Genomic DNA, 21,655 nt, shown 5'->3' on the forward strand with positions numbered 1-21,655 from the left:
AGCAAAAACCACACACCCTATATCAATCATCACTATGTGTAAAACGAGGACGAGAACTAGAGAGGAGTGAAAGCAAAACCTCTCACATCTTTCTCAGTCATCTTCATTGCCTAGCCTATATTCGGCAGCGGCATCTTGAATATTGTTTCTTAATAAATAATTTATATAGCCAGCAATCATTCTACTGATATCTGCAACTTCTTGTTCTAGTGTAAATGCGTATTGTTGTGGTAGATAACCGAAGTCACCGGCTAGCAGCAACTGAGTCGAAAGCTCTGCACATGAACCTTTTGCATAGTAAAGAAAACGAATATTATCTTTACTACTACCACGCTCAGAACCTTCTGCGATATTTGAGGGAACAGAAACTGCAGAGCGGCATATTTGGTCTTTAAAACCAAAATCACGACATGTTTTCATTGCAGAATACACTTGGTTAGCCACCTGATAACTTCGTTTCCAAATATCCAACTCTTTATATCGCAAATGAATGCCTCGCTCTTCCTGAACGCCTAAAACCTAGTCCCGCCCTTCCTAGCTCTTCCTGCTTTTCCTAGGATCTCGTCCCTCGACCCTTAACGCCTTCGCATTTTACCAATTCCTTACTCGCAATACGCCTTCGGTTAATTCATTAAAACCAGTAATTGTTGGCAGTAACTGGGCAATGACGCGGTTCCAACGCACGATTGGGGCGGCGGTGACGTAGACGATGTCGTACGGTTGCAGTTCAAATTCGGTGCCGATTACCAGCGCGGAGGCGTCTTGGATGTTTAGTTGGTAAACATTGGCCATTGCTTTCGCACTATCTTCATTGCTATTAGTCTGAGCGCTGGTTTGGCTACCACTCACGCTTGCAGCCTGATTCATGTTACTGCGAATGACGAACACGCCAGTTGCATCAGCAGAGAGTTGGTTAATACCACCCACGTTGCTGAGTGCTTCAGTCAGGCTCATTCCTGCGCGATCGATAGTCAGCAGTTTGGGATCGTTCACTTCACCCATCACGAACACTTTCAACGCGTCGTTGCGTGGTACGTGAACGATATCACCCGGTCGCAGTAAGCGGTTTTGGGTTAAATCTCCGCGTTGCATGAGTGCATACAGTGACAGTGTTTCTTCAGTGCCATTACGCGTTAATGTGACATTGCGCCAGTCAGCATCTTCCGCTAAACCGCCCGCTTTGTTGATTGCATCCAACAAGGTTAACGGTACGTTGGTGATGGCTTGCTGGCCGGCGGTTTTTACCTCACCGGTAATATAGGTTTTCTGTGAACGAAATGACGCGACGTTCACATCTACCTGTGGGCTTTCAATGAATTCTGCTAATCGCTTGGCAATTACATTGCGTACTTGGGTAACAGTCTTACCTTCTACTTTCACCGAACCAATGTACGGATAGAAAATAGTGCCATCGGCATGTACCCAGTTACCCGCTTCGGTTGAGCTACGGTATGAACCGGCCGGAATGGTCAACTCTGGGTGATCCCAAATCGTAATATTCAAAATATCACCTGGACCAATGCGGTATTGATAACGAGCAATTTCAGCATCTAGCGCAATATTGGTTTGAGAAAAGACTTTAGGCGCTTTAAATTGATTCACCCGGCTGGCGGTTAACGGATAAATATTAATTTGATCGGTAATGTCAGACTGCTGATTCGTTTCTGCCGCGGCATCATTGGTAACAATGACGTTTTTATTATTGGTACTCAAGTGTGAACCCGGCACCGTACATCCCGCAAGCATGGCTGTCGCCACTGCGGTGATGATAAGCTTCTTAGTGAAATGCATAGTAAGACTTAGTTAGTAGGGACGAGTAGCGAGTAGCGAGGAAAAAAAGAGCCTAAGCCCTCATTCCATCTACCATAGCCAGTCCGTGGTTATATTGATGTTGGGTATCGATAGATGCGTTTCGAGATTTAAATATTAAGGGTCAAGATGCGAGTCAAAGATAAAGGTTCGGGAAAAAGTCAATGTGATCAGAAAGGAGGCGTTATGAAGAATTAACCGTTTCAGCTACCGTGGGAATATATCATCGAGCCAAGAGTCATCGCTCTTACTCGTCCCGCTCTTCCTAGCCTTGCTTCTCCCTCGAAACCCGACCTGCTTTTACTCGTTCCTGCTCTTTCACCGTATTTCCGACACGCTACCGCCCTTAGGTTATGGTTCCCAATGACCGGAAAAGGCAATATTTTGATGACTAGTTTTATTGAGAATACTATGCGCCATGAGGCGTAAGGTGTTTTTTGAATTCACAACCTAAAAAGACCAATTTCTCTGTTCTTTTTGCGCTCTTATTCTCTAAATTTCGGAGGGAATTTTACACTTTTTTTGTGTTGATAGGAATATGAATTTCATTGCTTACTTTTTCAGCAATAGACCATCGTTTAACCACTGCATTAATAAATTGCTCGTCGATTGGTTAACATTCTGAACTCGATAACCATACCTAATACTGTGTAATTAAACGCTTTTTATGTTAATCCAGAATGTCACTGACTCTTGAAATGCGCTTAATACACATTTTTTGCTCACCTGCAAAAATTCATTTCATTTCTGAATCAGAAATATTCAGCCAATTTTGTGAGCAAGATCAAATTCCACCCTCATTGTGAGGAAGGATAAATAATTTCTTTTCTATCAATTAGGTGGATGCGTTGCGCATTTTCATTTATCACCATATCATTGCAATGAGGCGGACTCCGCTTTTTTAGGTTTTTTGATGAAAAATCTGTTTTTAACCTCTTTATTACAGATAAGGACATAACAATGAAAAAGACTGCGATTGCGCTTCTAGCGGCAATATCTATGGCAGGTTCAGCGTTTGCTGCCACTGAAACCACAGCAGCAGCGGCTGGTAGCTCGTCTACATCAGCGGCAACAACTGCAGCAGCAACAACTGCGACTACTACTGGTACAGCAGCGGGTGCAGCAGGTGCAACGGCAGCGGCTGCTGGCGGTATTACAGCAACAACAGTGGCTGTTGGCGCGGCAGTGGCTGTTGGCGTAGTGGCCGTGGCAGATTCAGGTAGCAACGACACGACAACATCTGTATCAGCGAAAGGCTAATCCAGCAAAATTTGCTGTAGCTCGAAATAACGGACAATAACCGCACACTTGCTGCATTCCATGCTGCCGCTGTGCGGTTATTTTTCATTTACTCATGTTATCATTTTGCCGTTTTATTTTTTACATTGACGTCTCGTGTTTAAACATGCCCTTTGTTTTTACGTTTAAACCACTTTTATTCTTCTGAGGAGCGAGTCGCTAGGATGCCCTTTTCCCACCGCCTGACCAAGCCACTGACCTTATTTTGCTGGTTAATTGCTGCACCTATTTTATTAAGTGGCTGCAGTCAAAAATTCAATGATGTTAATGACACCATGCAATTGGCGTTATTCGGTAATGCCGACGCCACACTCAGTGCCGAGCGCATCAGCCATTTGCCGTATGCCAGTATTTACGCCACCGTCGATAATGGCCCACAAGCCTTTATGGTTTTAGCGTTAGCGGAACCGACGGCCACATTCGGTAATAACCAAACCAAGCCGAATAATATCACCCCACCAACACTTAAATGGCTATCGTCAGATAACGGGATGTTAATTACCCAAGCGGGGCGGTTAATTAAAACCCTGAATTTACCTCTCGGTAATTTACTGAGTGTGAGCAGCGCGCAGGTTGATCCGTTAATTAATGGCTTGCACCTGCCCAATACCGCCCGTACCTGGACACGCACGATTGACTGGCAGCCGGGTTACCATGCGGGATACCGTGTAACGTCACACTTTGAACAACACCCAAATCAGATCATTATGATCAACCAACAGCCGAAAGAAACGCTGTATTTTACTGAGTTGGTTGCCGTTGAGGCATTAGATGTCACGTTTGTTAATGCATTTTGGCTTGATCCGACTACCGGAAACGTCATTAAGTCTCACCAAAAGCTGGCGCCAAGCTTGCCCTATGTCGATATCACTGTATTAAAACCGTATTTATAAGCAGGACTGAGAGATGAATTCAACCCATGCTGCGGGCGTTCAACCGCACCAGACACTCTTTAGAAAGACGCTATCACCGCTGCTTACTTTTGCTCGATCTTCATGCTATTGCTTGCTTGGTGCCAACCTGTTTGTGTCAAGTCTCACTTTTGCCGTAACGACATCAACGCCCCCTGTCGTAACTGCCAATGCGCCGGTTGTTGTGACGACAACCTATTCCATGGCGAATACGACCAATGCAACATCGCAGACACCCGCATTGCGCTTAACCTACCCTTCCGCGGTGCGTATGGAGCAGGTATTAACGGATAGTATTGGGCATTTATCACAATTACCGGTATCGGCTAACATTCACAACCAACCGATTTATTGGTTGGGCGCGGGGTTATACCGCCACGTTCCCCACCCCGATAAAGCTGCAGTATTGACGTCGTTGGAGCAACTCAGCAGTCAGCTGTCGGCCGATCAATCGTCAAGCCATGCACATGATATTGCGGTTATCCAAGCACTGCAGCAGACACTGTCTGCCCTGACTATTGGTGAACGTATTTTTACACCGTTAGATTACGATATGGTACGCATTACCCCGTCTGCTAATCCGCTTATATCTCAATCTGTTACGCTGGTGCTACCGCCTCGGCCCACGGATATCATCGTGTTAGGCGCAGTGGAAAAACCCGGCGCTCAGCCTTGGTTACCACGACAAGCAACGGATTTTTATCTCAGCCAAGCACAGCCCTCATCACAAGGAATAACCCAAGCAGCAAACAGTTACGCAACGGTTATCCAACCTGACGGTCACGTAGAGTCACACCCGATCGCTTACTGGAACCAAAACCATCTTGATATCGCGCCAGGTGCCACGGTCTATCTGAATTTTGCTGATCTACCCCGCCAATTTGCCACCCTCAATGATGAGATCATTACTTTACTAAGGAACCGGGCCCTGTGATGCACCCACTATTTAAAACTTCGCTATCGGCCATCACGCTGGCCATGCTGCCCGTCTTCTACTGTCAGGCTGATGCATTCAGTTACCCGCAATTTACCCCCTCACAGTCGGATTTCGGTGGGGTGGGGTTGATGCAAATGCCATCAGGCCGTGTGGCGAGAGAGGGAGAATTGACGCTGGGTGCCACCTTCAATGATGAGTACCACCATTACATGGTGTCGCTGCAGTTATTGCCTTGGTTAGAAACCACGATCCGTTATACCTTGGTGCAGGACTTACTTTATAGCAACGACGAAAGCTTTAGTGGTGATACCAAATACACCGATAAAGGCATCGATTTTAAAATTCGTCTGTTAGAAGAGAGCTACTGGCTGCCCGAAACGTCCATTGGCGTGCGTGATTTTGGCGGCACAGGCCTGTTTGATGGGGAATATATCGCTGCCAGCAAACACGTTGGCCCGCTCGATTTCACGCTCGGGGTTGGCTGGGGCTATATCGGCAACAGCGGCAACTTAACCGGCGATAAAACCAGCAGTATCGACTGTGGCCGTAGTACCGATTACAAAGGCAAGGGTGGCAGTATTGATTTCGACCGCTGGTTCACCGGTTGTAGCGCCCTGTTTGGCGGGGTGGAATATCAAACCCCCTGGGCGCCATTGCGGCTGAAAATGGAGTATGACGGCAATGATTATAGCAGTGATTTCCCCGTCACCCGTGCGGGTATTGATATGTCGCAAGACAGCAAATTCAACTATGGGATGCTATATCGGTTAGGGCAGTGGGGGGATCTGCGTTTAAGTTATGAGCGCGGAACAACCTGGACGATGGGCTTTAACCTTAATACCAACTTCAATAGTCTTAAATCCATGTGGCAAGATGAGCCTGCACCAGCGTATCGCCCTGTTGCTAACAAGACCGCTAACGATCTCACCAACAGTGACTGGGAACAGCTGGCACAAGATCTGCAACAAATCGCGGGCTATGAAAATCCGGCGCTGTACGCGGATAACAATACCGTGACCGTTGTCGCCCCGCAGATCAAATACCGAGATCGCAACAAGGCGCACTTACGCGCAGGGATCATTCTTGCCAATCAAGCCCCTGAAGCGAACACATATCGGATCATTGAAACCGCCAATCACCAGCCAGTCACTGAGACTCGCATTAACCGCGAGCAATTAGTGAAAGTGGCTGATCATGACTATATCAATGCGTCAGTGGCTGATGCGACTGAAGAAGTAGAACCGAGTGAGCCATCAGGCAAGTTATACGCGAAATCAGATAAAGCGTGGAATGTCAGTGTATCGCCAACGCTGCAGCAATCTTTCGGCGGTTCGGAAGACTTCTACATGTTTAACATTGGTATCACGGCTGGGGCTAACTATTGGTTTGGGGATCATGTTGAACTCGGTGGATCACTCTATCTCAATATTTATGACAACTACGACAAGTTTTTATATGAGGTGCCACCCGATGGGACGGACTTAAAACGTGTCCGTACCTTGGTCCGTCAATACATTAATGACAAACCTATCCAAATGAACAACCTTCAGTTGACTTGGATGGATAAGCTTTCTGAAAACTGGTATGGCCAAGCCTATGGCGGCTATCTGGAAATGATGTTTGGTGGGGTCGGCAGTGAGATTCTTTATCGTCCACAAGGCAGCAACTGGGCCTTTGGTATTGATGCCAACTATGTGATCCAGCGAGATCCTGACTCTCAATTGGGTTTCTTTACTGAAGAAGTGCAATTTGATCCGATCACCAATCGTCACTATCGCGTTCAAACGGGGGCGATGACTGGTCATGCGACGGTGTATTATCAACCACAATGGGAATGGCTACCAAATACCTTACTCAAGGTCAGTGCCGGTCAGTACTTAACGGAAGACAAAGGGTTCACTATCGACTTTTCAAAGCAATTTGATAGCGGCGTTATTGCGGGGGCATTTGTAGCTAAAACTAACCTGTCTGCCGATGAATTCGGGGAAGGCAGTTTTAACAAGGGATTCTACATTTCGATCCCGTTCGATGTCATGACGGTGAAACCAAGCACCAACCGGGCAACGATTTCTTGGCTTCCTCTCTCGCGCGACGGCGGTCAGATGCTCAACCGTAAATATGAACTGTTTAGTGTCACCGATGCTCGCTCACCTTGGTACGGTCGCAAGGCAATGAACTAGCTATAGGCTGTGCTTCCCTACCCTTATTGCAACGTCACGATACGGTTTAGTTCGTGACGTTGCCTTTTACGGGCGAGCGAATAACTTACAGCTTCTTAGCCCATGCTTTGGCTGATTCATCAATCAACTCATAGGCAAAATCAAAGGCTTCACGGCTTTGACGGTATGGATCTGGAATGTCTTTTTGGCCAATCCAGTGACCGAATAACATGGTTTTACCACGTGCTTCAGGCGCAATATTTGTCACCGCTTCAATATGCCCTTTTTCCATGACCAGAATGAGATCATAATCGCGACAAAGTTCAGCCGTGAGTTGCTGAGCAACATGTCCATCTAAACTGATCCCATGGTCCTGTGCCACTTCTGCTGCCGTTTTATCAGCGGGTTTACCCACTAAAGCCCCCACCCCCGCAGAAGCGATGTGTTTATTGGGCAGGTGGTGCTTCAACAAAAACTCACCCGACGGTGAACGACAAATGTTACCGACGCAAACCACCAGTATTTTATTAAACATAGGGGACCTTTTATCCTTTGACTCAAGTAGTAACACACATAAAGATGCGCTTTATGCATGAAGTTCCGGTTTATACCTCGACTGCCAGAAAATAAGCCTTCGTCTATCCATTGATACAGTTCAAGGTAACAGAAGTGTACAAGACACTGAATTAACAGCCTAAAGTTTACAATACCACGCTGGAGGTTTCAGCACACCCTCACTTCCATGCTTTAGATAAGCGACAGCACATCACACTTTGTTGAAGAAAATCCAGTTATTCACAATGGGCATATGACCAGGTCAATAGTGACCGTGATCACAAAAAATTATTCTATTAAGCGTGATCACCTGCGTAAGATCGCATTTTTTTATTTCATCGATAGTTAAATTTGTACTAGTATAGCAATTAATAAAACTGTCAATTACGGACTCGTCATTGACAAATAAAAATAACAAAGCCACACCATGATTTTAATACTTAGACACATAAAAGAGGTATGAGAATGTATAGGGCATATGCTCGATTTTCAATGAACCACCCTGTCATTCATATGTTCAACCTGTTGATTACAATGACTATATTTATAACCAGCAGCTATCAACTACTTGCCAACGAAAATCTCATTTTTTCAGTCGGCTTTCTTTTCGTCATATTGCCTAGCATCCTTTTTGCCAAATCTTCAGATTATCGGCGAAAGTACCTAGCGACAAACAATTAACAATTAACAATTAACAATTAAGCGTACTAAAAAGGCGTCTACTGACGCCTTTTTTGGTCTACGATGCATCATATTGCACATGCCATCAATCGTGTAATTAACATGCCACCTGTTGCAATTGCAACCACAACATTTTCACGATCTGTTGATCCATTGGACTAAGCTCTGACTGGGCACCCGCGATACTCAGATCAACTCTGCGGTTCATCTCAGCAACTGACAATTCACCATCCCGTTCACAGTTGGCGGCTGACAGCGATATATGACCACGTAGATAACCGCCAGCAAATAATTCATCATCGGATGCCGTTTCAACCATCTGGTCGATCAAACTTAATAACTTCTCTTCGTATTGGTGAATCATGGCTGTCTCATTTTATAGTGTTGATCAGAAACGAGTATCGAGGGTTAAGGTGGGAACCTGATAATGATCTCGTAACGCGTCTGACAGTATTTTACATCGCTCAGGTATACCTTGTTCAAGGTATATCATGACTTGAGCATGCACTCGATGGGTGAAGCGGATCCTGTCAGGCTCATAATTTCCGCTCAGGTTATCACAGCTCACTTGAAAGCGAAAACCGCAGCTAGCAGCTAGAATCCACTCTACTGCTTGGGGCTTTACCTCGACGTTTTCAAATTCAGCCTGTACCGTTTCACTACGCCCATCGGGTTCATACCAGTAGCCATAGTCTTCCAGCAACCGACGCTGCGGGCCGGCGATACACCAGTGAGCAATTTCATGAAGTGCCGAGGCAAAATAGCCTCGGGCAAAAACAATCCGATGACGGGGGTGCTCCGCATCCGCGGGCAAATAAATCGGTTCATCACCACCTAAAACAAGCTCGGTATTATAGGATTCGAGAAAGCATTGATTAAAAATAGCAATTAAATCATCGTTATTATGTTGCATCATGAATTACTTTTTTTTACCCGATCACCCGCACCGCGACCAATAGCCGTTTGTAAAATATACGCAAAATACGCTTTTAGCGAAAAGGTGGTAATCATTTCACTGTCCATCTGCGCCAACTTATCGGGTGTCGACATATCAACACCATTAATTTGGGCAAGTCCAGTGATACCGGGAAGCACAGTGGTGACACCCCGCGCATCACGTGCGGCAATAACATCAACTTGGTTAAACAAGCATGGACGAGGGCCAACCAAGCTCATTTCACCTTTCAATACGTTGATCAATTGCGGCAATTCATCCAGTTTAGTTTTGCGTAAAAAAACGCCTAATTTGGTCACTGCACGCGCATCGACCAAGTGGGTGGCTACCGAAACGGTTTCAACCGGCATGGTACGAAACTTGATTAACGTGAAGGGCTTCTTATCTTTCCCGACGCGCTCTTGGCGAAAAATCGGCTGGCCCGTATCACGCTTACCCAGCAGGTAAACGATAAGAAAAACAGGGGTAAGACAAATTAATCCTACCAATGCAAATAAGTAATCTAACGTTCGAATCATTAAGCTATGCATAGATCTTCAATTATCAGGGTGCTGAACGGTGAGTTTAAGAGAATCTGCAAGATTATAAGGAGGCCGCCAATTCAGGCAAGACTTTGTTTCACTAATATCCAATTGAAGATTGCCACACAAACGCTCACCAATACCCGGTTTACCCACGAGCTTTGTTAATCCAAGCAACCAGCATGACGGTACAGGCAATAAATAACACGGGCTACCCGTCGCATTGGCCATTTCACGCAGTAAGGTCGTGGTTGATACATCGTTATCATCAGACACGAGGAATACTTGGTTGGCCGCTTGTGGGTGAGTAAGGGTGGTTATAATCAAATCAACCAAATTACCGATGTACACTAAACTGCGTGTATTATTGATGGCGCCAAAAGGCATGGGCAGCCCTTTTTGTACGAGCTTTAAAAGCGATGCAAAATTGGCTTTAACACTCGGACCATAAACCAAAGGGGGACGAATAATCACCACCTCCATTGCGCTTTCTTTGGCGATCGCCAATAAGCCCTGTTCGGCTTCATATTTACTTAGTGCGTAAGGATCTGTCGGGGCGCTATTCACCGATGAAGTAAATGCGCGACCCGGCTCCGTTGCCTCGCCATTCACTTTAATACTGCTGATAAACACAAACCGCTTCACGCCGGCCTCAGCAGCTTGGCGGGCCAACTGCAATGTGCCATCGGTATTTATCGCTCGATATGCCGTTAAGGGGTCATTAACCTCATCCGTCATGACATGCACCCGCGCAGCACAATGCACCACGGCAGTCACATCTGAAAGGTATGAGGACCAATCGGTACTTGCATTTATATCAAGCGCAGCATACCCAAAATGATTGGATGCTCGACCAGCAAGAGGGGTAACCGTATAACCTGCTTGTTTACAGGCCATAACAACATATTGGCCAACAAAACCCGTCGCACCAGTTACTAATACTTTACTCAAAAAAACACCACTTCGTTCAAAACAACCCCACATCCAGATAAAAATCATATAAAATGAGTATCTATCAGCTCTGTATGATAATCTCACTGTCTAACGCAAATATAGCTAGATCAAATCAGAATTTCAGCAGAAGCCTTCAACATGATACGTATTCTTAAGTCCTTATTCTATGCGAAACGCAGCAATAAACGCATCATTACAATATGCTACGATATCTTGGCTGTCGCCTTCTCATTATATGCAGCCAATTCATTGAGACTTGGCACCTGGAGCTTGCCGCTCGGGAAAGAAGAAATTGCCAGTTATCTGATTACCATTAGTGCAACTATTTTTGTTTTCACTCGACTTGGCATGTACCGCGCGATCCTTCGCTATCTTATGCTGCCTGCCATTGGCCATATTTTTCTCGCAGTCATCATCTCTGCTTTGGTACTGGCTATTTCAAGTTTTTACTTCAATTCCTTTGTACCACGCAGCGTACCAATGATTTATGTCGGCGTGGCGATTTTGATTCTTGGCGCGCCGCGAGTATTGATAAAATCAATCTACTATTATTATTACCGCCGAAAAAAACCAAACGTATTCATCTATGGCGCTGGTTCAACAGGGCGCGAACTTGCCTATGCACTGATCCATGGTCATGAATATCATCCAGTCGTCATTCTTGATGATGACAATAGCAAAGTAGGCCAAATAATATTCGGCTTACGCGTTCACCACAGCAGTGAATTTGAGAAGCTTCAATCGTTATATAAACCCGTTAAGCTACTGATTGCGATTAATAATATAAAAACAGGTAACCGTTTAAGATTACTCAACAAAGTGTCTGAATGGCCGATTGAAGTACAATCTGTACCCTCGGTTGAAGATATCGCAGCGGGTAAAGCCGCGATTACAGAAGTAAGAGATCTTGATATCGTTGATCTGCTTGGTCGCCCTCAGATCGAACCAGACAAAACACTCATGGCTAAAAACAACACAGGAAAAGCCATCTTAATTACCGGTGCCGGCGGTTCGATTGGCTCTGAACTGTGCCGCCAGATCGTCAAACAAACACCAAAAACAGTGGTCTTATTTGAGCTCAATGAGTACAACTTGTACCAAATTGATCGTGAAATTCGCGCGATGGTCAAGCATCTAAAAATAGAATGCCAGATAGTCTCAGCTCTTGGATCTGTTCAAAATAAGAACCGAATTAAAAAAATAATGGAGCAGTATAAAATAGAAACTGTTTACCATGCCGCCGCTTATAAGCATGTTCCTATAGTCGAAGATAATGTAGTTGAAGGGATTCGAAATAACGTCTTCGGTACACTGATGGTGGCAGAGTCAGCCATAGAAACGGGAGTGAAAAACTTCACCCTCATATCTACCGACAAAGCAGTGCGACCAACGAACGTGATGGGCGCCAGTAAACGTATGGCTGAATTAGTCCTCCAAGCGTTAGCCGACAAACAATCCAATACAACATTCACGATGGTACGCTTTGGTAATGTACTGGGGTCATCAGGCTCGGTGGTACCGCTGTTTAGAGAGCAAATTCGTAACGGAGGGCCAGTTACTGTTACCCACCCAGATATCACCCGCTTTTTCATGCTGATCCCTGAAGCGGCACAATTAGTGATTCAGGCTGGTGCGATGGGTAATAATGGTCAGGTTTTTGTTCTCGATATGGGTGAACCAGTCAAAATTCTTGATTTGGCCAAGCGCATGGTCCAACTCATGGGTATGACGGAGAAATGTATCGGTCAAACAGCAGAAACAGAAGGTGATATTGAAATATCATTCACGGGACTTCGCCCTGGTGAAAAACTATATGAAGAATTGTTGATCGGTGAAAATGTTAGTGGGACATCGCATCCAAAAATCATGACTGCGCAAGAAGATAAGCTATCTTGGGATGATATGGCTGCCATACTCAGCAAGTTAAATACATGTTGCCATGACAATGAATACGACGGTATCAAGCAGATTTTGCTTGATACTCCAACTGGGTATACACCAAAATAGTGTTCAAAGAAAATACTATAATTATAAATACGACAATTGATGTAATGAGAAAATGAAAAAGTTATTATTCGTGATTAATGTAGATTGGTATTTTTGCTTACACTGGTTAGCAAGGGCTAAAGCTGCGCAAAATGAAGGTTTTGAAATTCATTTAGCAACACAAAATACTAAATCAAAACAAATTCAAGAATTAGAAAATTTAGGCTTCAAAATTCATGCGATTGAACTTTCAAGAAAATCCATGAGCCTAACAAATAATATTAAAACATTTTGGCAGCTCTTTACTCTGATACGAGTCCTAAAGCCTGATTTAGTACATTCAATTACAGTAAAGCCAAACCTTTTTGTTGGTCTAATTTGTAAATATTTATCTATTCCACAAGTAATGAGTGTTACAGGTTTAGGCATAACATTTTCAAGTCGAACAATCAAAGCGCGTATCTCACGCGGCATTGTAACGACTCTTTATAGATTTATTGCTAAACGAAAAAGTAAATACAAAATATTATTCGAAAATAAAGATGATAGGACACGATTCTTATCAGAAAATATTGGTACCGAAAAAAACCTTCAAGTAATTGCTGGTGCAGGTGTAAACTTAAGTGAATATTTGTATACGCCAAAGCAAATTAAGCAAGAAAAAGAAATAATCAAAATTCTCTTTGCTGCAAGGATGCTATGGAGCAAAGGGCTTGAGCAACTTATCTCTGCCGTAGGGCTTGTTAGAAACAATGGCGTTGCTTTAGAACTAAATGTCGCAGGAATTATCGATACGGATAGCTGCGATGCGATTCCATTAGATAAAATCAATCAATGGGCAAGCTCCAATACAATTAATTGGCTAGGGCAAGTATCAGATATGGTAACTTTGATACAAGATGCTGATATTATATGTCTTCCGACACAATATGGTGAAGGTGTTCCGAGAATTCTAATTGAAGCAGCTGCGATAGGGCGTCCAATTATTACAACGAATGTAGCTGGTTGTAGAGACATCGTTGAGAACAATAAATCAGGATTTATTGTTCCAATTAACGACAGTAATGCAATAGCAGAAAAAATAAACATACTTATGCATGACGACAAAATGCGCTACGATTTTGGACTAGAGGCAAGAATTATAACTGAAAAAACGTTCTGCCAAAATATAGTAATAAAGAGTACATTGGATATATATAAAGAATTACTATCCTAAATTAAGTGATAATAAATACTGAAATATTTATTATTACTATCAAACCTCAGTAATTCAATATACTGAGGTTTGATATAAACGCATAATATTGATAAACCACACTATCTATAATACGCAATTTTCTAAGCTAAATTTATCAAATTATAGATTGTGCCTATATAACATAAGCACATACCCTTTATTTAACTCTATACTTAGACAATGCACAAGCAAATAACTTTTCTATAACTTGTAAATTTCCCTTAATAGGGCTTATCTTTGTAGGCGTTTTTCCTGACTTCGGATATTCACGTGTAACAGGAATTTCTAAACATTTAAATTTACGTTTAGCTGCTTCGATTGCTAAATAATAATGTAGTTCATAACCTGTGAATATATCACGAAATACAGAGATATCATTATCAAGAAGTAATTTACGACTATATGCTCTAAAACCATTAGTCGTATCAGTATACTTGAATCCAGATGCTAAACGCATTACTGGAACATGCAATACTTTTAAACCCAGTAATCTAGATTTAGGCGTATTTATAGCATGGCCTCCCGGAATAAATCTAGACCCTTGGACATGATCATAATTCAGCTCTAGCTTCTCTACAAAGTGTGGTATATCAGTAACACTATCTTTGTTATTACCATCAATTACAACTACACCCTTATATCCCCGTTCTAGAGCCCAAGAAAAACCAATTCTCATTTGAGTACCTAGCTTTCCTTCTTGTTTTTTAATCAATAATGTATTCACATTTAATGATTTCAAAAGGGAATGGTCAGTAGAACCGTCTGAACTATCGCCATCAGCAATAATAATATCAGCATTTAGGCTAACATGAGACATTCGTTCAAGTTGTTTATGAAGCTTTTCACCTTCATTAATAACAAAAATAATTACACAATAGTCATGCTGCTTTTCTGAGAATACATGTGACTCGTAATTAGGAACTTCATAATAATTCAGTGACGTAGAAATCATTTGTTCCGCCCTGTTTTTACCAGATTCAAATCATCCGTTGTAGATTCATAAAGAACATTAAAACGATTTTCTTCAAGCATCACATTACTATTTTTTTCACAGACAACACTATAACTACGATGCTCACTGCGATCATTTAATAAACGAGCCAAGTACTCACCAAAGAAAGCCAGCATTGTAAATAATAAAGAAAACAAAATAGAGGAAAATAATACTAATGTAGTCCAGCCTTCTGAAACATGATTAGTAATTAAGTTTACAATCAAACTATACAAGGCAAAGAAAAAAGCCAATAAGCTGCCTAACACTCCAAGCATACTCATCCAACGTAACGGTTTAGTTGAATTAAAAATAGTATATTGTAGGGCCTCTTGAATACCGTTTTTAACGTTCTTTTTGTTCGTATTGTTTAATGATGTATAACCAAAATCAATCGTTGAATACCCTGTGCGGGAAATTTTTACATATAATTTATGATAAAAACGGCCTGATTCAGTTACCGCATTGACAGTTCGACGACTTAAACACATCGCACCTGAAAAATTCTTAGGGAAATCATACCCAATTGAATCAAGTAATTTCTGTGTATACGGACGAACCATTTTATAGAATTTAGTTGATGATTGTTCGGAGACACCAAGAACAATATCGGCTCCAGATTTACACCGTTGAACGAAGCCATCAATGATGTCGATGGGATCATTATTGACATCAACATTGACAACAAAATCACCTATCGCATTTTCGATACCAGCAGCAACAGCGACATCATCAGATACATCTGTCGATAGTAAAATATAACGAATAGATGGGTATTTACATAGCAGCTCATCGACTCCGGATATTGAATTACCTTCAAAGTTTCTGTCAATAATAATAATTTCATAATCACTATAACGATCATATAAATAATTCGACATATTACTTATATATTTCTCTAGCTCATTATATTTATTATTAATAACAAGAACAACAGTTACAAAACTATCCTGCTTATTCATTTATTTATCCAAACCTAATTGTATGATAACTTCAACCGCATCATAAACATTATCAATTTTACCGCCCATTATACAATGGAAACCTTTTAAACCAAAGTTTGGTTTAAATAATATTGGACGAGAGTCATCAGATTCACTGCGAGGTAAGACTGTTTTGACTTCCCAAATTGACTCTTTATATTGACAGTCTTCCAATGATGGTATGTATCGAACCGCATCCTTTATCATTTTCCTCCATGCTGTTTCTTTAGGCACTTTGTCAAAATGAACGTGTGAATTACGATAAGACGATGCATCATCATACCACTCGTGATGTGGTGTATATCGAACATGGCTAAAAGAGTGTGCATTCTTCGATGGGAATGGCATCACAGAAAAAAATGGTCCACACATAACTGTTAAACCAGTTTTTTTGAAATGTTCTGGTACATCAACTATACACATTTCTGTTAATTCATGCTTCAAAGGCACAAAATCAAGTTGTGAATTATTGATTACGTTATTAATCATTGAGTAAGTGCAATTGTATACTTGCTTAGCTTCAACAAGAGTAGTCTCATCATCAGCGTTGATTCTCACCAATAGATTATCATTAGGTAATTGCTCAACAGAGTAAACCTCATGATTTAACATGATTTCGACCCCGACATTCTGCACTCTATCTAACATAGTCGCTTTTAGAATTGTAGAGTCAAATGCATATTCTTTTGTAGTAAATACTTGATCAATTAAATTAGGATTAACGAGTTTTCTTATATGTTCAGGCGCAGGCACACATGAAGCACCAATGCGATCACAAAACTTTTGAAACTGGTGACCAGTGACTTTACCGAGAATATTTGCCGTTAAATAATATTTATCGAAGTCATCAACAACACAATCGCGAAACTCATCGACAAAACGAGGAAATGAGATACGGGATCTAAGTGCAGTAAGTACACTTCTTGGGTAATGGTATCCATTATGTACTCGAGCTTGATTTACATATGATGCTCTCTGCATCAAATCATTCTCTTTCTCAACTAACAATACAGATTTTCCAGCTTTTGCCAAAAATTCTGCTATGAACAGTCCAAAAAAACCACCACCAATAATAACGACGTCTTTACTTAACACTTGAATGCCTATCTAATTTATAAAAAGAATCACAATTTGTCATCGATACAATACCTTTTGCATTGTATCCACTTAAGTCATTTTTATCAATTATAATATAATCGATATCAAAATCAGATATAAATTCTCGTATATTATTCTTATCAAGATTTGTGGGTTGCATAATAGTATTTACATTATATTTTGCTGAAAGTTTTGCTGAAAACACACGACCCTTATTAATTGACTCATTGATAACTAATACTCGTCCATCATCTGTCATACACTCTTTAAACGAACTATAAGACAAGTTAGTCTGACTCTCGGACACATGCTTATATACACGAGCCGATGACAATAAGAGCATTAATATGGCTGTACAGATATATAGATACCTTGAAATAAGTTTTAGATAATTATCGTTGACTATAAAAACAAGATGAAGACTATATAAGATAGAAATAGGTGCAAAATATCTAATATCCGTGTATCCGGTTAAAGATATAAACACTAAAGATATATATGCAGAAGTACAAAATATCAGAGATATTAATTCACTCTTTAATTTAGAACCTTTGAAATAAAAGTATACATATAATAGTAATGGAATTGCGCCAATAACCACTTCAGCATATGAACGAAGAATGAGTGTTTTAATCAACTGATAGAAACTATCATACACAGGTGACTTATAAAACAAAACATCTATTACAGGTAAATTCTGTGATAATAAAATAGTATTTTCTGACACAAAAAGCTTATCAAAATAACAAAACGAATATATTACCCAAGGAATATTCAATAATAAAACAGGAATTACAACATATAATAAATAACTTCTATAAATAGGAACTAAACAAGCTAATATAATAAATACGAAAGGCAATGAATCAAATCGATTAAGGCATAAAAGCCCAAGCGTAACACCTGCATAAAAAAGTCTATTTTTTTTATTGTCGAAGAGTAAATTAATTGAAACTAACGTTAACAATATAGAAAGAGGAATACTTCTCGCTGAAAATATTTCATAAATAAAACCAATATTCAAAAAAAGAACACATAGCAATAAGTTTGCGTACTTAATTTTTAGTGATATTCTCTGTATCACTAAAGCAATTAATATAAGTATAACAAAGTTTAAGTATACACCATTAAAAATACTCGCTCCAAATATTTCATTAATTATAGTTAGAAGTAGTGGATACAAAAAAGGAAATGAAACACTTAGATCAGAATCATATGCATACTGTCTAATATTATGCGTATGATAACTTAAATTCAATAACGATTTAGATAGCTCATAATAAGCCCATGAATCCGTACTAAAAGAAGGGTATAAAATAAATGTTATAAAAAGAATCAATATCCCAAAAGACAAAAACAAAGAATTTTTATTAATCATAGCAAGTCCTAACTGGGTGTGACATAGAACACTATCACACCCAATATCTGTTATCTCATAGAATGGTAATCTAAAAATAAACTCTCAATATTTTCTTGAGAAACATTCTCTTTATGAAGGCTTATTGAATCTATTGTGATACTTGCACTATCTAAGAAATCAGACATTTTTTTCACATTAAAATCTATCGTTGACTCCCCCTTTACAACAAGTGGAAATTCCCACTCTGTTTCAGACCAAGGTAAGCTAACCGGTAGTGTTGTCACAGGCGAAGAGGTCAACATGAAAAATCGTGGCGATTTACCAATAAGTGGTACGTTTAAGTATGGATTGGATACTGAATATTTAAGCTTCACTGTATATAATGAATACTTATCATCTCTGCTACCAAGCATCTCACTAGTAGGTAATTTTTTAGATATTTCAGTAAAATCATATGTCGTAGACTTATTGATCTTATCCTGTTTTTCCCAAAGAGAAAATTCGTCTAAATCAACAACAGGTTTATAATGCCTAACCAATTCTTTAAAAAATGACCAGTGCCAATTTAATAACCATGGAGTGAAACGTTCAGGCTTTGCAAAAGAAACATATTCAGGTGATATTTTATTAAATGCACTGTAATATTCACTTCTGCTCGTCTTCCCTAGAACATGTATAAGCATTTCAGTCGGTGCAGGGTTAACCTTATTATAAAAAAGATTCAACATAGAACCAGGATAAATTTCCCAAATCTTAAAATCATTATCTGGTGTAATCGGTACTGTTGCATAAAACTTATCAGCTTTAAGTTGTTTATTATGCTCATAATAAACGTTAACATCTGCACCTTTTAACCAAACTCGTAATGGTATTAGATTATCAATTTTCTCTGATGAATATAGCTCTTTATATTTTTCTTTTATCACCTTATACTCATTTGCAGTCAAATCACTATAATGACCACTTTCGATTTTTGACTTTATTTTTGTCTCATCATCGACATTTAATTTATCAATCACATTACCAATAAGATCAATAGCTATTGTTTTTCCATTATAATCATCGGCTTTTAATATATACTTCGAATCACCGATAATTAAATTTGCATTGTTTTTTAGTTCAATATTGTTATCGACTTTTATTTGATAATGACGTTCAATACCAAAAGCAAAATCATTATCAATATTTTCAGAAATATTGATATTAATCGCACGCTGACTAGCTTGCGCATTACTAGTAACATCTACAATATTGATTCTTGAATCAATATAAGGAATAAACTTTTCTTGACCTGATATTTCAATAATAAAATCGCCAAGGCCAATCGGTATTACAGTATTAATTTTGAAATTTTTATTGTTTATTTTTATTGTGCTTCCATTCAATAAATTCTTAGAGTCATTGAATGAAAATGTTCGAACATAAATCCTTTGCTTATTATCATTGAACTGATTAACCAATCCGCCACGAACTAACCCCATTCGTTCAGAATCAAGCAATACTTTGAATTTCTTCTCTTTTCCATCAATTTTAGGAACTTCAATACTATTAATATTGGTTCCGATCGGTAAGCTAGTTACGACTTCTAAGTATTCATTTGAAGCAGCTTTAACATAACCAAAATGATCTACATCTCCATGAAGAATGATGTAATCACCAACGATACCACTAAGTTCTTGATTTGAACTATCATGACTCAATTTCAACTTAAAAGTATGTTGTAAACCAAGAATAAAATCGTCGTTAATACTTGAATTTAACTTCGTCTGACTGTAGAGACTCCGATCTAGATTTACTAAATCACTTGCAAATGCATCATTTGAAAAATAACTAGTTCCTTTCTCTCTAGAGATATACTTCGTAGCCTTATCTAAATAGTCAGCATATTGATGTTGAATATTCCAACTTCCTTGTACCCCTTGATAGTCATGATGCTTATTGAGCTTCACAGATTCAAATTTATTCGTTGAATATAATCCCACATCAAGCTTCATTTTGCTATCGATAGCATAATATGCCCAATAAACAGTAGATAGTAGCGAAAGTGTCAGTGCGACATACTTGACATTTAATTTTCTCACTTTAATTAACCCCTTTTTTTACAAACAAGCCAAGAGCCACAAAAGAGCCAATCAAGTATAAATACCTCACATTAAGCGCAGCCTGATGCGCGCCAATGTAACCAATATTTGATGCCCAGGATAACAACGAACCAAAGAATAATGTAAATAAGGAGAAAGCAAAAATTTTACTTTTCCCTTGTAGCGTCTTTGTCAACATTAAAACTATAACAAACAGCGTTGCTAATACAGAAACTATTGTCGTTACCTGACTAGGCACACCATCTATTATATCAAAACTAAATACTTCACTAAAATTATCGTAAAATCTATTTGGAAAAACACCAAACACCCAAGCTTGATCATTCGAAATCACTTGTATAGACTTTATAGTTTCAATATTTCCAAATAGCAAATAATTGAGTCCGATAAAACAGCATATAAACACAAATAAAGCACTGAATGGAAAAATAAATGCCTGTTTTATATTCACAGTAAAGTAATAAATAAACATTGCAACCAATGCGCCACCAACAGCATAAAAACCCTGTTCAGCTGCCAAGAAAACACATATAGCACCTATGACGCCAAATAAAGCCAATTTAAATAAATTTGAGGACTTGACATCATCAAGTATATAAAAGACAACAAGTGCCATAATAATATGAGGGCTAAACCTGATCGCCATTGGCGCACCTAAAAATAAAGGCGACAAATATCCACCAGTATAAGGAATAAAATTACATACAGCCAAATAAAATAATAGCACCGCACTAGCTATATTTACGGACATTACTTTTCTTAACAACATATACATAGGAATCAATAAAAATAAAGTATTTATAATATATGTTGATGTTAATGCTGACATTACAGATGAAATATTAAAAACATTTTTAAAAATAAAATATAGTGGATATAACAGATAAGGTATACCATTTCCATGAAAGTAAAAATAATCCTCACCAGGAAATGAACCATGATCCATTTTTAATAATGGAAATAATGTCTGAAACGTACCATCCCAAGGTGTACGATTAAAATAAAATACAGACTGATAATATAAAAATGAGCAACATGCTAGCGTTACTATCCAACATAGTAACAGTGATATTTTATATGCAATATCAGCTTTGTTATTTTCAAACATCCTCTTTAC

The 21,655-nt window shown here is 39.8% G+C and carries 19 protein-coding genes; 6 read left to right on the top strand and 13 right to left on the bottom strand.

Going from position 1 to position 21,655, the window contains the following annotated elements; translation table 11 throughout:
• Nucleotides 1–93: 93 nt before the first annotated feature.
• Both L4D12_RS19000 and L4D12_RS19005 read right to left on the bottom strand, forming a co-directional pair.
• The gene (locus L4D12_RS19000) at nucleotides 94–486 is read right to left on the bottom strand and encodes a four helix bundle protein (protein ID WP_428449409.1); all 393 of its coding nucleotides are present in this window, start codon (nucleotides 484–486) and stop codon (nucleotides 94–96) included.
• A 105-nt stretch (nucleotides 487–591) separates the two neighbouring features.
• Entirely contained in the window at nucleotides 592–1,791 is a 1,200-nt protein-coding gene (locus L4D12_RS19005; protein WP_428449410.1) for a polysaccharide export protein, read from the bottom strand.
• 978 nt (nucleotides 1,792–2,769) lie between these two features.
• On the opposite strand from L4D12_RS19005, the gene L4D12_RS19010 reads away from it, so the two are divergent.
• The 4 genes from L4D12_RS19010 (at nucleotide 2,770) to L4D12_RS19025 (ending at nucleotide 7,136) form a co-directional block, all read left to right on the top strand.
• The gene (locus tag L4D12_RS19010; protein ID WP_428449411.1) at nucleotides 2,770–3,069 is read left to right on the top strand and encodes a hypothetical protein; all 300 of its coding nucleotides are present in this window, start codon (nucleotides 2,770–2,772) and stop codon (nucleotides 3,067–3,069) included.
• A 203-nt stretch (nucleotides 3,070–3,272) separates the two neighbouring features.
• The gene (locus tag L4D12_RS19015) at nucleotides 3,273–4,001 is read left to right on the top strand and encodes a YjbF family lipoprotein (RefSeq protein WP_428449412.1); all 729 of its coding nucleotides are present in this window, start codon (nucleotides 3,273–3,275) and stop codon (nucleotides 3,999–4,001) included.
• A gap of 13 nt (nucleotides 4,002–4,014) precedes the next feature.
• On the top strand, nucleotides 4,015–4,953 hold the full coding sequence (locus L4D12_RS19020) for a capsule biosynthesis GfcC family protein (RefSeq protein ID WP_428449413.1): 939 nt from the start codon (nucleotides 4,015–4,017) through the stop codon (nucleotides 4,951–4,953).
• Nucleotides 4,953–7,136, top strand: coding sequence for a YjbH domain-containing protein (locus tag L4D12_RS19025; protein ID WP_428449454.1), 2,184 nt, complete (start codon nucleotides 4,953–4,955; stop codon nucleotides 7,134–7,136). Before L4D12_RS19020 ends, L4D12_RS19025 begins: the two co-directional genes overlap by 1 nt.
• 85 nt (nucleotides 7,137–7,221) lie before the next feature.
• Here the strand turns inward: L4D12_RS19025 and L4D12_RS19030 are convergent, their stop codons facing one another.
• From L4D12_RS19030 to L4D12_RS19050, 5 genes are all read right to left on the bottom strand, one after another.
• Complete coding sequence (locus tag L4D12_RS19030) at nucleotides 7,222–7,650, bottom strand: arsenate reductase/protein-tyrosine-phosphatase family protein (protein ID WP_428449414.1); 429 nt, start codon at nucleotides 7,648–7,650, stop codon at nucleotides 7,222–7,224.
• A 798-nt stretch (nucleotides 7,651–8,448) separates the two neighbouring features.
• The gene (locus L4D12_RS19035; protein ID WP_428449415.1) at nucleotides 8,449–8,715 is read right to left on the bottom strand and encodes a YfcL family protein; all 267 of its coding nucleotides are present in this window, start codon (nucleotides 8,713–8,715) and stop codon (nucleotides 8,449–8,451) included.
• A gap of 24 nt (nucleotides 8,716–8,739) precedes the next feature.
• The gene (locus L4D12_RS19040; protein ID WP_428449455.1) at nucleotides 8,740–9,264 is read right to left on the bottom strand and encodes an elongation factor P hydroxylase; all 525 of its coding nucleotides are present in this window, start codon (nucleotides 9,262–9,264) and stop codon (nucleotides 8,740–8,742) included.
• Nucleotides 9,264–9,824 carry a sugar transferase gene (locus tag L4D12_RS19045; protein WP_428449456.1) on the bottom strand — a complete coding sequence of 187 codons (561 nt, stop codon included), beginning with the start codon at nucleotides 9,822–9,824 and terminating at the stop codon, nucleotides 9,264–9,266. The genes L4D12_RS19040 and L4D12_RS19045 overlap by 1 nt, the downstream gene beginning before the upstream one ends.
• Nucleotides 9,825–9,842: 18 nt before the next feature.
• Nucleotides 9,843–10,778 carry a UDP-glucose 4-epimerase family protein gene (locus L4D12_RS19050; protein ID WP_428449416.1) on the bottom strand — a complete coding sequence of 312 codons (936 nt, stop codon included), beginning with the start codon at nucleotides 10,776–10,778 and terminating at the stop codon, nucleotides 9,843–9,845.
• Between the two features lie 141 nt (nucleotides 10,779–10,919).
• Between L4D12_RS19050 and L4D12_RS19055 the strand changes: the two genes are divergently transcribed.
• Together L4D12_RS19055 and L4D12_RS19060 are read left to right on the top strand one after the other, a co-directional pair.
• Nucleotides 10,920–12,788: a polysaccharide biosynthesis protein gene (locus L4D12_RS19055; RefSeq protein WP_428449417.1), complete on the top strand. Its 1,869-nt coding sequence runs from the start codon at nucleotides 10,920–10,922 to the stop codon at nucleotides 12,786–12,788.
• 52 nt (nucleotides 12,789–12,840) lie between these two features.
• Entirely contained in the window at nucleotides 12,841–13,983 is a 1,143-nt protein-coding gene (locus tag L4D12_RS19060) for a glycosyltransferase family 4 protein (RefSeq protein WP_428449418.1), read from the top strand.
• Between the two features lie 178 nt (nucleotides 13,984–14,161).
• Here the strand turns inward: L4D12_RS19060 and L4D12_RS19065 are convergent, their stop codons facing one another.
• Genes L4D12_RS19065 through L4D12_RS19090 form a run of 6 tightly spaced genes read right to left on the bottom strand, consistent with a single transcriptional unit; the run spans nucleotide 14,162 to nucleotide 21,646 of the window.
• A complete protein-coding gene (locus L4D12_RS19065; RefSeq protein ID WP_428449419.1) occupies nucleotides 14,162–14,956 on the bottom strand; it encodes a glycosyltransferase family 2 protein in 795 nt (264 codons plus the stop codon).
• A complete protein-coding gene (locus tag L4D12_RS19070; RefSeq protein WP_428449420.1) occupies nucleotides 14,953–15,957 on the bottom strand; it encodes a glycosyltransferase in 1,005 nt (334 codons plus the stop codon). Before L4D12_RS19070 ends, L4D12_RS19065 begins: the two co-directional genes overlap by 4 nt.
• A complete protein-coding gene (locus L4D12_RS19075) occupies nucleotides 15,958–17,073 on the bottom strand; it encodes an FAD-dependent oxidoreductase (protein WP_428449421.1) in 1,116 nt (371 codons plus the stop codon).
• Nucleotides 17,063–18,454 (bottom strand): hypothetical protein, encoded by a 1,392-nt coding sequence (locus L4D12_RS19080; RefSeq protein WP_428449422.1) that lies wholly within the window; start codon nucleotides 18,452–18,454, stop codon nucleotides 17,063–17,065. Before L4D12_RS19080 ends, L4D12_RS19075 begins: the two co-directional genes overlap by 11 nt.
• A 50-nt stretch (nucleotides 18,455–18,504) precedes the next feature.
• A complete protein-coding gene (locus tag L4D12_RS19085; protein WP_428449423.1) occupies nucleotides 18,505–20,517 on the bottom strand; it encodes a hypothetical protein in 2,013 nt (670 codons plus the stop codon).
• 1 nt (nucleotide 20,518) lies between these two features.
• Complete coding sequence (locus L4D12_RS19090) at nucleotides 20,519–21,646, bottom strand: hypothetical protein (protein WP_428449424.1); 1,128 nt, start codon at nucleotides 21,644–21,646, stop codon at nucleotides 20,519–20,521.
• Nucleotides 21,647–21,655 lie beyond the last annotated feature (9 nt).

Origin of the sequence: Photobacterium nomapromontoriensis (assembly GCF_050336815.1) — a bacterium.
In the GTDB taxonomy this organism is placed as follows: Bacteria; Pseudomonadota; Gammaproteobacteria; order Enterobacterales; family Vibrionaceae; genus Photobacterium; species Photobacterium nomapromontoriensis.

What these genes read in the sequence shown, in the direction of transcription:
- L4D12_RS19060 (WP_428449418.1), top strand. Translation starts at nt 12,841, where the DNA reads ATGAAAAAGTTATTATTCGTGATTAATGTAGATTGGTATTTTTGCTTA.
- L4D12_RS19080 (WP_428449422.1), bottom strand. Translation starts at nt 18,454, where the DNA reads ATGATTAATAAAAATTCTTTGTTTTTGTCTTTTGGGATATTGATTCTT.
- L4D12_RS19020 (WP_428449413.1), top strand. Translation starts at nt 4,015, where the DNA reads ATGAATTCAACCCATGCTGCGGGCGTTCAACCGCACCAGACACTCTTT.
- L4D12_RS19065 (WP_428449419.1), bottom strand. Translation starts at nt 14,956, where the DNA reads ATGATTTCTACGTCACTGAATTATTATGAAGTTCCTAATTACGAGTCA.
- L4D12_RS19010 (WP_428449411.1), top strand. Translation starts at nt 2,770, where the DNA reads ATGAAAAAGACTGCGATTGCGCTTCTAGCGGCAATATCTATGGCAGGT.
- L4D12_RS19055 (WP_428449417.1), top strand. Translation starts at nt 10,920, where the DNA reads ATGATACGTATTCTTAAGTCCTTATTCTATGCGAAACGCAGCAATAAA.
- L4D12_RS19040 (WP_428449455.1), bottom strand. Translation starts at nt 9,264, where the DNA reads ATGCAACATAATAACGATGATTTAATTGCTATTTTTAATCAATGCTTT.
- L4D12_RS19005 (WP_428449410.1), bottom strand. Translation starts at nt 1,791, where the DNA reads ATGCATTTCACTAAGAAGCTTATCATCACCGCAGTGGCGACAGCCATG.
- L4D12_RS19030 (WP_428449414.1), bottom strand. Translation starts at nt 7,650, where the DNA reads ATGTTTAATAAAATACTGGTGGTTTGCGTCGGTAACATTTGTCGTTCA.
- L4D12_RS19045 (WP_428449456.1), bottom strand. Translation starts at nt 9,824, where the DNA reads ATGATTCGAACGTTAGATTACTTATTTGCATTGGTAGGATTAATTTGT.
- L4D12_RS19070 (WP_428449420.1), bottom strand. Translation starts at nt 15,957, where the DNA reads ATGAATAAGCAGGATAGTTTTGTAACTGTTGTTCTTGTTATTAATAAT.
- L4D12_RS19035 (WP_428449415.1), bottom strand. Translation starts at nt 8,715, where the DNA reads ATGATTCACCAATACGAAGAGAAGTTATTAAGTTTGATCGACCAGATG.
- L4D12_RS19090 (WP_428449424.1), bottom strand. Translation starts at nt 21,646, where the DNA reads ATGTTTGAAAATAACAAAGCTGATATTGCATATAAAATATCACTGTTA.
- L4D12_RS19015 (WP_428449412.1), top strand. Translation starts at nt 3,273, where the DNA reads ATGCCCTTTTCCCACCGCCTGACCAAGCCACTGACCTTATTTTGCTGG.
- L4D12_RS19025 (WP_428449454.1), top strand. Translation starts at nt 4,953, where the DNA reads ATGCACCCACTATTTAAAACTTCGCTATCGGCCATCACGCTGGCCATG.